Source organism: Nostoc sp. C117, from assembly GCF_043099735.1.
GTDB lineage: Bacteria > Cyanobacteriota > Cyanobacteriia > Cyanobacteriales > Nostocaceae > Nostoc.
Genome location: NZ_CP170989.1, coordinates 249,196 through 261,569, shown reverse-complemented (window position 1 = coordinate 261,569; position 12,374 = coordinate 249,196). Strand labels below are relative to the sequence as shown.

The 12,374-nt window shown below is 36.6% G+C and carries 7 protein-coding genes; 2 read left to right on the top strand and 5 right to left on the bottom strand.

Annotated features, from left to right (window positions below; genetic code table 11):
* Positions 1-650: 650 nt before the first annotated feature.
* Positions 651-2,168, bottom strand: coding sequence for an NB-ARC domain-containing protein (locus ACFG4S_RS01170; RefSeq protein WP_392530008.1), 1,518 nt, complete (start codon positions 2,166-2,168; stop codon positions 651-653).
* A gap of 286 nt (positions 2,169-2,454) precedes the next feature.
* Here ACFG4S_RS01170 and ACFG4S_RS01165 point away from each other — a divergent pair, with 286 nt between their 5' ends.
* Positions 2,455-4,305 carry a tetratricopeptide repeat protein gene (locus tag ACFG4S_RS01165; protein ID WP_392530007.1) on the top strand — a complete coding sequence of 617 codons (1,851 nt, stop codon included), beginning with the start codon at positions 2,455-2,457 and terminating at the stop codon, positions 4,303-4,305.
* Between the two features lie 41 nt (positions 4,306-4,346).
* Positions 4,347-5,345 (top strand): hypothetical protein, encoded by a 999-nt coding sequence (locus ACFG4S_RS01160; protein WP_392530006.1) that lies wholly within the window; start codon positions 4,347-4,349, stop codon positions 5,343-5,345.
* Here ACFG4S_RS01160 and ACFG4S_RS01155 read toward each other — a convergent pair.
* The 4 genes from ACFG4S_RS01155 to ACFG4S_RS01140 all read right to left on the bottom strand — a co-directional run bounded on the left by ACFG4S_RS01155 (position 5,306) and on the right by ACFG4S_RS01140 (position 12,361).
* On the bottom strand, positions 5,306-7,804 hold the full coding sequence (locus tag ACFG4S_RS01155) for a CHAT domain-containing protein (RefSeq protein WP_392530005.1): 2,499 nt from the start codon (positions 7,802-7,804) through the stop codon (positions 5,306-5,308). The genes ACFG4S_RS01160 and ACFG4S_RS01155 overlap by 40 nt on opposite strands.
* Positions 7,805-8,045: 241 nt before the next feature.
* The gene (locus tag ACFG4S_RS01150; protein WP_392530004.1) at positions 8,046-10,520 is read right to left on the bottom strand and encodes a filamentous hemagglutinin N-terminal domain-containing protein; all 2,475 of its coding nucleotides are present in this window, start codon (positions 10,518-10,520) and stop codon (positions 8,046-8,048) included.
* A gap of 189 nt (positions 10,521-10,709) precedes the next feature.
* The gene (locus ACFG4S_RS01145; protein WP_392530003.1) at positions 10,710-11,999 is read right to left on the bottom strand and encodes a glycosyltransferase; all 1,290 of its coding nucleotides are present in this window, start codon (positions 11,997-11,999) and stop codon (positions 10,710-10,712) included.
* Between the two features lie 44 nt (positions 12,000-12,043).
* A complete protein-coding gene (locus ACFG4S_RS01140; protein WP_392530002.1) occupies positions 12,044-12,361 on the bottom strand; it encodes a class I SAM-dependent methyltransferase in 318 nt (105 codons plus the stop codon).
* Positions 12,362-12,374 lie beyond the last annotated feature (13 nt).

The following is a 12,374-nucleotide window of genomic DNA, read 5'->3' as shown; positions in this document are numbered from 1 at the left end:
AAAATTTCCCTTCGTCACAGCACAAAATTGCCATGCGAAAGCTGCACTCGACCCCATGCGCTCTACTACTGCGCTTTTGGGGCGTTCTCTGTTTGTCATGATTTTCCCCTGATAACTTGGTTTATAAGCTTCAGAGGAGGCTGTTGCGCTGCTAAAGATTTTTAACTATGAAATTCGGGTTTTTCTTAATCAAACTTAATATCTCGCCGATTTTAGAATTTCATAGCCAAAATTACCATACAAAACTGGTGTGTTTGTATGGTTTCTCGTATAATACAAGAAGCAGCGTGTATTCAACTCTGTTGGACAAATTAGCAGTTAAGAAAGTCGCCAAACTAGGATAACTACTTCTTTTGTTCATTCAAGAGCAAGCCCGCTCTGGAGTTATTGGATTTTAAGTTTGGGGCAGAACACTTACTCCTTAGTAGCGTTTTGTCCCTTAAATTTTTGGTCTTGTCGTATATTTACCTCCATTTTCGCTTCATCTAGTCAGTAACTTGATATTACAACTTCTTTTCGTCTAGTATCTAATGTCATTTTGATTTTTTCTTTTAAATCCTCCATGTTTACTAAAAAATATTTAAATAGGTAGGTAATCTTAAGTTCTTAATACTTTCGTGTAGAGTATGATTACCTAACGATAAAAGCTGTTAAGATGCGTTTGCTAAGATTGGTAAAGCATCAGATGTATGCACTAATCCTTGTGGATCTGTCAAGATATACTTTTTAATTACCGGTTGAAGAGTAAAAGTAATTTCTTTTGTAATTGGATGTTTAATACTTTCTAGCAATGACAGCCGTTCAAGTTTTTCTAATGCTTTCACTAACTCTGAAGTTGATAAAGATACTTTATGCTTTTGATTTATATTAGTTAATAGCTTAACAAAACTGATGGATTGAGAATTTGAAGCTATTTCATTTGCTAAATAAATCATAATCTGCCTCTGGATTTCACTTAACACTTGACTGAACATCTTATCGAGCATCGCTTCAAGTTCACTGCTAACAAATGTAGTTTGGTTTTCAAAAAATATTTCAGTACTACCACCGAAAAAGTAATTAATTCGTTCACCTACTGTTTCTAGTTCTAATGGATTACCACTATATTTTTTAATCAAATCATGACACTTTTGTGGATTAGTTAATCCTTGGGTAGCTAAAAGCTGCATTGCAGCATCTGCATCTAAGCCTTTAATTTTGAGATACTGAATAGAGCGTTTAGCCCTTATTAGGCTATCGAATTCATTAGGAAAAACTCGGCCAGTTAAAAGCAAGCAGCTTTGGTGCTGCTCTTCCAGTAAGCGACGAAAAAATGTTTCATACTCTAACCGTTGCTCAGGGCTATTTTTCTGAAATAATGTGTCAAATTCATCCAATACCAGCAGATAGCGACGGGATTGCAACTGCTTAATTAACACTGTAATCCTTCCCTGAGTATACTCAGGGAAGGATAATGAGGGTTCCACGGTTTGGATTTGTTCTACTAATTCAGAAACTAAATCCTGAACTAGTGGTGTATGAGACACTGATTTCCATAAAAAGTAATCAAAGCTAGGTTGAGATTTTAGGCTAAGTTCTGCTATTAACTTTGCAGCTAAAGCACTCTTGCCAATTCCTGGCACTCCTATTAGTGAAATACAACGCTGCTTGGTTACTAATTTTTCTAAATCAGCCAGTTCCTGCGCTCGTCCATAAAAGTTAGATATATCAGGTGGCCGACCTCCAATAATTTGTAGAGAGTTGTTGGCAGAGGTTACTTGATTTTCACTTGATGTTGGTTGAGTATGATACTTATCTGGGGTTAATATTTCTAAAAAATTCCTTAGATTCTTTTTGTAAACCCGTTCACCATTTCCAATGGTAGCGGACAGTACATCCCATAGTTGAGGAGCTAAACGCCGTTGTAAGTAATTAAGGCTATAGGGTGAGTTTTCTGCTATCTCCTCGTAATCACAATCATTCCATGTTCCCTTTAGGACGGTGATCTCAGCTTCAGATAAACGTCTCCCTGTCTTGGTAAACACTAGGTCGTCTACCACAGCCAAGGCTTTTTCAAAAGTTACTATTTTGGAACAATTCTGTTCAGTAAAGTTCCGTCCTGTTATGGTAGCCGAAGACAGGGAAGGATTTAGTGGTAAATTCAGCCTTTGTCCAGCATTAAAATCCATAACTATCCTTGTACCAATAGGCCAATCGATATTTTTAAGTCAAATTCCATAGCTAGCGTTATTTTAATAGCGTGTCATAACACACATCATCTTACTAGGCTTTTCCGCTTGTAATTACTTTTTTTGTGGAAGTAGCATACAAATTTTTAATATTGTTACTAAGCCATGAATAAACCTGAATATATGCCTGTAAGCCAGTTGGTGAGCCACTTAGCAATGAAATATTTAGTGAATTAGTTAATACGCAAGAGTCAATTCTTGCCTACTTTATATAAGTTTTCCAAATATGTCATGCTATTGTATCAATCCTTTCTGCGATAACCGTCAAAATCCTAATGACATTGAAAACTGTCTATCGTGTGGTACTTCGCTGCTTATTAACGACCGTATCCGCCTAGTTGAACCATTGAGAGAGCTTGCTGATAACCCATTTAATTATTTTGAAGTATTTGAGGTAAACGACGTTAGTACTCAATGGAATCTTGGTTATAAGCGGCGAGTTATGAAAGTTCTGAAATGGGATACCCCTAATTTAGTTAAGTTGATTGAGCATGAATCCCTGGCTTTGCAACTAATTCAGCATTCTAATATTCCCAAAAGCACTGAGGACGACTTTTTTACATTTGTCCCTAAGAATAGTCGCTTAACATTACATTGCTTAGTTATGGATAAATTTGAGGGAGAAAATTTGGAGCAATGGATAGAATCTAATGGACGGATTTCGCAATCTCTAGCATTAAAATGGCTTAGACAGTTAGTTGAAATCCTTGACACAGTACACCGTTCTGATTTTTTTCATCGAGACATTAAGCCTTCTAATATAGTTCTTCAGCCAAACGGTCAATTAGCATTAATTGATTTTGGGACTGCGCGACGATTAACTAATACTTACTTAGCTAAAGTAAGTGGAAGCGGGGGAACTAATAAAGGTAGAGGAGGGCGATATGAAGTTACTTCTGTTGTTACGCCTCACTATACTCCCTTGGAACAAATTAATGGTCAAGCAGTACCACAATCAGATTTTTACGCTTTGGGTCGGACTTTTGTAGAATTAGTTACTGGTCTTAAACTGATGGAGCTACCAATAGATAATAAGACAGGAAATTTAATTTGGAGAAATAAAGCAACGCATATTGACAAGCCTGTTGCTAGTTTTATCGATGAATTGATGGCTCAATTGCCAGGACAGCGTCCGCAAACTACGCGAGTAATTTTGCAGCGATTAGAAAAGCTGCCTCAGCAAATTAAGAATTATAGATTAGCTAATTCTAAAATATTTAAATTTAGCAAATATACATTAATAGGTTTATTAAGTATTTTGGGTATCTTTTTATCTATACCTCTAGCAGCTAATTATTTAGTAGCTCAAGGAGAGAGGGCTGAGGCAGCAAATGATTCTCAGAGCGCACAATATTTTTTTGATTCAGCCATCAAACTTAATCCTTCAGCTAAACTTGCTATTTCTAAATATTATTTGGATAAGGCTTCTCAACTTATGCTCACAGGAGATATTAAAGTAGCTAAAAATAATTATGAATTTTCTATCAAATATAATAACCAAAATATAGATGCCTATAATCTCTTAGGAATAACCTGCCAGCAGTTATCAGATAGTGAATGTGTAAAAAATGTTTATCGGAGGTTGTTTCAGCTTCATCCTAATGATTGGAAATTATATTATAACTTAGGACATTATTATGACGAACAAGGAGATTATGGGTTAGCAAAGCAAGAATATAATATAGCTATAAAAATGAGTGATAATGCGATAATAGCTATCAATAACTTGTCTAGGCTGAATATTAAAACTGGTGACTATAATGCAGCAATTTCTTTAGCTAAATCAGCTTTGCAGAGAACAAAAGATCCAGTAATACAAGCTGCATTGTATAAAAATTTGGGTTGGGCAAGTTTAGCAAAGAATGAAATAAGTAACGCGGAAAAATATTTAGAAAAAGCAATTAGTTTAGATGGTCAAAGGATTGATACTTATTGCTTATTATCTAAAGTGCAAGAAGCATTAGGTAAAATCGAGGATGCGAGAATTTCTGTAGAAGTGTGTTTACTGGCTAGATATACAGATTCAGACATTTTTATTTGGAGGCAGGAGTTACTAGATCGGATATTGGAAAAGTGATATTCTGCTAAAAGAAAAAATCTTAGATGAGAGAATACTTTATGAAAAAAAATACAATATGCTTGATATTTTTATTCTTCCTTTTTCTGATATTAAAAGATATTCCATTGGGAGCAATTGTCCCATTAATAAGAGTCAGGAGGAGCCAGCTTCACTGTGAGCCAATTGGGAGAATAATGGGGAGAGGTGAAAAACGCTTTGATGCCAAAAGCTTGATTTGTGAAAAAGAAAGGATAGAAGTTATAAATGGTGGTTTTATCGACTTTTTCTGTTATAGCTCAGGGAAGATTTTAAAATTATCTAGTGGTGTTGTTTCCGACAAATGTTCAAAACCTAAATCGATTAATGCTAATTGCCACCCTACCGATGTTGTGGGGTGCTTTCATCCCAAAGGAGGCACAGAAGACAGCGATGAGCCGACTATTATTTCTCCTTACAGTACTTCAACATTGAATCCTCGTCCTGAAATAACTTGGACTCCTGTTAAGGGTGCTAATTCTTATAAAGTCAAAATAGAAGGCTACGAGTTTGGTTGGCAAAGAGTTGTAAATCAAACCCGGCTTGCCTACCCAAGTGATGAAAAGCCATTTCAACCAGGGAGTGCATATACAATATATATCTTTGCTTACAAAGATGGTAATGCTTTTAGCTATGACTCAACAGTTCTAAACCTCTTGCCCGTGAACTACCAAGAAGAGATTGCTTTTAAGATTAAACGCATTAAAGAATTAGGACTATCCCCAGATGAAACTGCTCTTGATATAGATGCTATTTATGTGTCAGAAAATCTTTTGGATGAAACGATTGAGATGTTAAAAATGGCAACGGCAAATGTTAGGCAAAATCCGACTCTTTATAGAGTACTAGGCGATCGCTATTTAGAGGTTTGGTTGCCAAACGAAGCGAAGCGCCAATACACTAAGGCATCGGACTTAGCGAAAATTAGTAATAATTCAACGGAGTTACAAAAGTCACAAGATGGATTGAAGATGGTAGATTTCTACAACCAACTTCCAACCAGTAAGAACGGTGCCCAATAATAAGGTTTTTGATACTGGGGATTTGACAGTAAACTCAATTGTGCCTGACGTAGTGCCTCTGCTTTAGTCAAACCATTGTTTAGCCCTTTATAAAATTCTTCCATAAACAAAGCAGTAGAATTGGCATCTACGCGCCACAGAGTAGCGACAGTACTACGCGCTCCTGCCTGTGCAGCTATTCCAGCAATGCCCATTGCTGACTGCTTGTTTCCTTTTGCAGTTTCGCAGGCGCTGAGAACAAGTAACTCAATTGTATCTTGACTATTTTGAGTTTTACCTCTAATTAAGCTGTCAAAGTCTCTAATATTAATTAGCTGATCGTAGGCTACGAGTACCGTTTTGAGTGGGTCAGAACTGAATTGACCGTGGGTAGTAATATGTACGATGGAAAAATTCTTTTGAGTTAGTTCTTTTTTGAACCTTTGAAGAGTAAACTTATCGTCTAATAAAGCTACTGAAGATTTAGTTTGTTTTTCTACATTTTTTACTTCTTGCTTAGATTGCGGCAAATCATCCATCCCTTCAGGAGCATTTGGATCTTTAGAACTAGGGCCACGTTTTGATAGCCCAGCGATTAAAGCTATCATCTGGTCTTCATGCAAGACTTTGGGTTGTCTAATTCTGGAACCTAAAGTTTCTGCAATGCTGTAATGCTTTATGAGATAATCTTTTCCATCATATAGTAATGCTAGTGGTAAGCTTTGAAAATATTTATCTAAAGTGAATACTAGTGTTTCTGATGGTGAGATATATGTTTTAATTGGTGCAATTAGATTTTCATAAATTGCTTGAGAATAATAATTAATAACGCTCTCTTTGGTATTAGTAATTTTTTTACTCTGTAATACTTCTAAAAGATGATCTATATGAAATCGAACTAGCTTAGAATCAACAGAATGATTGTGAAGTGAGCCATTTATTGACTGAGCAATTACTTCGATAGTATCCCCTAAATCAATTATGTGAATTACTGCTGGGGCGCTATTGAGGTTCTGAAGCTGATTCAAAGAAACAAGGTCAAGCTTGCCACATCTGAGAAAGTTTTCTAACCGTGCTATCTGTAACCCTTCGTTTATTTGTATTACTTTTCTTAAATCAGGATTAGGAGAGGATAAGAGTAATCGCATATAATTGCGATATGTCGGTTCCATTTCCTCCTGAAAAGAGAACTGTAAGTCTCCATTAGTTGACAAAAGGCTATCACGAACTTGAGTCATATTTGCAATCGCTGCATCATAATTCTTAATCGCTAAATCAGTTTGACCCTGCTTTTGATAGATATGTCCTAACTGCTGCTGCCATTGATAGGCAATATCCCAAGCCCAAATTGATTGAGCTAATCCTAAAGCTTTTTTAAAATATATCTGTTTTTGTTCTGCTTGTGATTCTAGCTTTCCTAAAGTACCAAAACTGTAAGATAGCCATCGGTTACTATTAATAGTTTGAGCTATTTGCAGAGCTAATTTAGTATATCGAACAGCTAGTGGCTTGAACTGTTCATTTGGAATCTCGCCTACATTCTTAGCAAAAATCAACATAGCTTGAATAGATGACTCAGGTGACAAATGAAAGAATGCAAAGTGATTTAACTCTATTTGATTTATTAACACTCGAATATGTTGATTTACTTCAGTATGAGCATTGGCTTCATTCGGTTTTTCATCATTTAGCCATTTTTTCCAATTTATCAGTAGAGTTAAATGATTTAAATGAGCTTGTAATTTAAATGCTTCGGGAACATTTTTTATTTTTTCTACTAATTTGTAATACTCTGCTGATTGCTGTAGCTTTTGTGGAATAACACTAGCAATCTGCTCTCGAAAAAGCGGTTCTTCTATCCATGAATATTTCTCTCGTAATTGCTGATAAATTGACTGTTCAACATTACCGAGGGATAGATAAATATTACTCAGATGGTCTGATGAATTTTGTTGAGCTAGTGCTAATGTCCCTTGCAGAACTATTTTAGATTCATTTAGCTTACTTAACAAACGTAGCACTTCTGCTAGATTCTGCAATCCAAGTAAGTTAACCGATGTTGGGTTAACCTGATGTATAGTTACTTTTAACGGTTCAAATGTAGAGACAACAGGTGACTGTAAGGAAGTGTCACATATCCAAATATCTAGTTTTAAAGCTTTTAAAAGTGTAGTACAAGCACGAGGGTATAAACCTAATATTTGTAAAGCTATGCTTTGATTAATTAAACTGCCTGTCACACCTTCAGAATCTTTAAGTTGTTGATAAAGTTTTGTAGCTTGCTGCCATGTTTGTAAGGCTTCTGCTGTTTGCCCTATATTCAGTTGCTTTTGCCCCCTCTGGTTCAACACTTCAGCTTGCTGCTGTTGTGCTTGTTTATTTGTAACCTCAGCCCAAATTGCAGACGGCTGGCTTGCAGCTATGGTTAACGATAGAATCCCTAGTAACAAGTATTTGAACAAATATCGAGGGGTAATCATTGCTATTAATGGTGAAACTTCAGTATCAATCCATGAGTTAAAGGAAAAATTATGCAGAGTATCAAATTATGATCTCATATCGGGGCTCATGAAATTTTGTATTTAGACATCCCAGCAGGAATAGCAAGTGGTGATTAAAGATTGGGAATAAAAGCTTTAGACTACTATTGCAATCTAATTTGTAATAAAAGATACCTTGCTCATATCATCCACCTCAACTGCTAAGTGTGTGCTGTCTATCTCAATTCCTCCTTGTTTTTGTTTGAGATGAGACTTGTGCCGTTGAAGGTTGTATATGGCATGTAGGAAAAGATGCCGAAGTGTAAGCGCTTTCTGGATCTGCTTGCGCGACCAACACTATATCTCCATCACCATTCCTTATCCAGCCTTGCGCTTCTACAATTTCTGTGGGTTGTTCATTTGTTGATGGCTTTGGTTGCTCAGAATTATTACCCTTAAGTGAAACAAAATTACGCTGCCAAGTAGACCTACTAATAATTAGTGAGTCTTTTATTTTACCTGCCAAACCTTCACTGCCAGCATTCACGAAGCTACTCCCTGTTTGGTTATAAGCTTGGCATGGTGAGGCTATCCTTGGAGCTTCTGCGATCGCTTGTGGCTGTATTTTGCTTTGGTTGGGATTAGTAAACAAAGTATTGATATCTACCGTGCCGTTGATCCCTTTTTGGGAGCTTGCTGTAATTTGCGTGTCAGAGGAAATGAACAATCCTTGTGTATCAATCCGAATGTTGCCTCCGCGTCCCTGGTATGCGTTCGCTGTGATGGCACTGTTGTCCGTGGCTGCCAATATGTCCGTGTCAATCCGAATGTTGCCGCCGTTGCTGGAACCGCCTTGTATACCAGCAGTTGTAGAAATTTTACTAGAACGTAGTTGCAATAGGGAGGAGGATAAAAATATGTTGCCGCCCTGTCCTAATATACTTGCTGCTGCAATATCGGAATTGTCTAAGTTAATGTTGTTAGCATTAATGATTAAATTTCCTGCATTGCTAGTTCCAAAGCTACTTACATTAACTAGTGTATTATCTTTAAGGCTTAAACGATTGGTATTGATTATTATATCACCAGCATCTCCATCAGTAACTGTTGGTAATCCTAGTAATTCCTGTATTTCATTTGAAGTAAAAGCTGCTGTTGATGATATACCAAAAGGTTGATTATAAAGTAATCCATTAGAATCTTCTCGTGTTATATCTATAGAGTCAGAAGCATTCACTATAACGCTCCCTGCATTGCCTTTTCCTAAAGTATAAGAATTAATATTACTGCCATTTTGTAAAATAACTTTTGTTGTATTAACTGTTAATGTGCCAGCGTTTCCAGTACTGAAAGCTCCAACGGCTAACTGGGTTGATGCAAGAGGAACAAAAGGATTAAACCCACTTAGTTGAACACTCTGGTCGGCATTAATAGTTAAGTTTCCTCCTTCACCTGCTCCAAATGTTCCAGATATTATTGTTCCTCCACTGGAACTTGTGAGTTGTCCTGCATTAATTATTATTTCTCCACCTTTACCAGAAGAAAAAGTATAATTGCCAATGCCACTAGTAATAGTAGGGTCAATAGAAGAAAATCCTAGTATCTTTGCCGATTCAGAAATATTTAAAATTATATTGCCACCATCTGCTTGGGTGAAAGTTTTAGCACTTATAGCCGCTCCATCTTGAATAACTAAATTTTTTGCTGTAACTTCAATATTACCTGTATTTCCTGCTACTGTTTCATTAAAAAGTCCACTAATGCTTTTTTTATCAGAAGAAATCCCACTTAATTCTAAAGAGTCAAAGGCATTTATATTTATCGTTGCTCCTGTTTCACTTCCTTGATTTTGAATCAATGCCACTGAACCATCAGTTAATGAAATCTGCTTGCCTACCAAATGTATTGATGAACCGCCATTAATCCCGCTTGCATCTATTAACGCTTGTTGAGATAATGTAATATTCAGAAAGTTTTGTACATCCTTATAATCCAAAATCCAGCCAGTGGAAGTAGAATTAAGGTTAACTTCACCAGTTTCGACACTGCCTAGTTCAATGGTTCCTCCAGGAGCCGTTAAAATACCACCCAATAGGTTAACATTGCTTCCTATTAAAGCTAGGGTCTTTCCTTTAAACACACGTAAACCATTAGAGTTAGAACTAGCTTCTAAAACTGGAGACAACAAGGTGTTATTAAAATTATGTCCTGTGCCTTGCACAATAATTGAGCCAGAAGATTTACCAAGTTGTAAACCAATTGGAAGGCTAATAGTCAGTATTGGTGTAATTTGAGCGTTTGCGGCACTAAACTTAAATTTATCAGCAAAGGTAATACTATCTGCCGTGCTGCCAATAAAGGAACCCCCAACATTTAGCGAGGCATTAGGCCCAAAAATAATTCCATTCGGATTGATCAAAAACAGGTCAGCATTACCATTAGCTTTAAGTATGCCGTCAATATTTGATATGGATGAACCTGTTACCCGGCTAAAGATATGCTGAATGTCAGTTGGATTATTGAAATAAGCAGTATCTCCAGTTTTAACAGACAATTTTTCAAAACTGTGAAACAGATTATTACCTGTTCTCGTACCTCCATTAATAGTATGAATATTATCCTGATTTATTACTTGGGAGTTGGAGGGTAACGAATTATCAGGAACAATTTCTGCAATAGCCTGTGTAGATAATAAACAGTGTAAAGTAATATTCACAAAAAGATATAATTTCCTTTTATGCATTTTTATGTTCATTAAGCTGTTGCTAACCAATGAAATGGTTTTTGTTCCGTGCATAGAGATAAAGGTGGGAATAAATATCTAGCTTTGTCTTCAGCCAAAAAGTTTAATTAATACTGCAAGATGCAACGTCTATATTGCGTATTGGGTACGCCATTCAATCGCTTATTCCTTGTTTACAGAGAGGACAGGCTTTCTCATATTTACGGCCTGCTCTACAATATCGGCTGCACGAATAACTCCCCCAGCACGATTAATGGCTATTTGTAATTTAGAAGCATTTTTTTTATACAGATCCTCTGTCATTAATTTTTGAATGGTATTTCGTAGCCGGGGAATACTTAATTGAGATAGTTGTACTACTTCTCCAACGCCTGTCCATACCAAACGTGCTGCTATTCCTAACTGATCATTAGCAATTGGAATAGCCAGCATCGGAACGCTGTTGCTTAAAGATTCTAAAACTGTATTCAAACCTGCATGAGTAATTGTAATGGTTGCTTTTTTTAGCAATTCCAGTTGTGGTGCATAGTTAACAACTAGCAAAGATCCAGGCATTTTTTGTAGTAATTCAGAGCAATTGGAACCACCAAGGGAAATTACTAGCTGAACGTCTAAATCAGCGCAAGCTTCTGCAATATAACGAAAAATATAATGCTGGCGATTCTGCAAAGTTCCAAGTGACGCATAAATTAACGGTTGCTCTGTCAACTTTTCATAAGGAAAAGGTATAGGTTCTCGCCCTGATATATCTTGATAGGGGCCAGTGAAATGAAAGCATTTAGGTAAATCCTTTCTTGGAAATTCAAACTCAGCAGGTAATTGGCTTAGTTGAGCGAGTCGTGAAAAGCTATCCTTTTGAGGGGTGTCACGGTAGAGGGGTAGATTCCATGATCGGCGATATTCGTCTAAAACTTGTGTAATTGGTTGTGTAAGACGCTTCATTAACAAGTAAGCTGCTTTATTACGTAAACACGCCCACCATGCTGTGTTATAACTCCAGGGTGTGAAAAAAGGGGGAATTGTGTTTTCTTGATTAACTGGTAAAGCATTGCAAACAGTAATAAAAGGAATTTGTAGATATTCTGCAATAGTCTCACCTCCTATTGTAGTTTGGTCTACTAACAATGCTTGTACACCAGCATTTTCAAGAGCTTTTGGTGCTTCACTAAGTAAGAGATGCACTTCCTGTTTCATCAAGTTGAGAATATATTTAAAAGCCGGAAACCCGCTCAGTTCACCTAACTCTGCCAAAGAATGTATGTTTGTGTCTTGAGGATATCTATATTTTTCAATATAACAATAGTTTAATCCTGCTGCTAATATTTTTGATTCAACGTCAGCGATTGCCAAGAGCGTCACACAATTTCCACGTCTTTGTAGTTCACGTCCTAAAGCAATCATCGGATTCAAATGACCATCTGTTGAGGGGCAAAGAATACCAAAGTGAGTCATGCATTAAACTCCTATCTGAAATAATAACCTTGAAATCATAACAATTAAAGAGTGCAATTCAAGCGGAAAGCACAGGTGTTCATTCCAGCAGCCAAGCTAACTACTTGTGGTGCAATATGAGCAGAACTTATTAAAAAATCATCAAAAATGCGTATGTGGACAACTAAATAAGCTCTACCATTTTCTTCTTGGTCTTCTAAGGCGAACGTTTCTGCTTCAAAGGTGGCTAATTTAGCAGTAAATGGATCGTAAAATAGACGAACGTTTTTTTTGATTTCTATTGCTCTATAAGCTGCCATTAGTGGCGCTGATAGCAGAGCGAAATCTTTTTGATAAAATTTTTTATTGTCTGATTGATTCATAAAAAAGTCAAAT

Bases quoted from the DNA above. Each gene is read 5' to 3' on its own strand.
- ACFG4S_RS01155 (WP_392530005.1), bottom strand. From the start codon at position 7,804: ATGATTACCCCTCGATATTTGTTCAAATACTTGTTACTAGGGATTCTA.
- ACFG4S_RS01165 (WP_392530007.1), top strand. From the start codon at position 2,455: ATGTCATGCTATTGTATCAATCCTTTCTGCGATAACCGTCAAAATCCT.
- ACFG4S_RS01170 (WP_392530008.1), bottom strand. From the start codon at position 2,168: ATGGATTTTAATGCTGGACAAAGGCTGAATTTACCACTAAATCCTTCC.
- ACFG4S_RS01140 (WP_392530002.1), bottom strand. From the start codon at position 12,361: ATGAATCAATCAGACAATAAAAAATTTTATCAAAAAGATTTCGCTCTG.
- ACFG4S_RS01145 (WP_392530003.1), bottom strand. From the start codon at position 11,999: ATGACTCACTTTGGTATTCTTTGCCCCTCAACAGATGGTCATTTGAAT.
- ACFG4S_RS01160 (WP_392530006.1), top strand. From the start codon at position 4,347: ATGAAAAAAAATACAATATGCTTGATATTTTTATTCTTCCTTTTTCTG.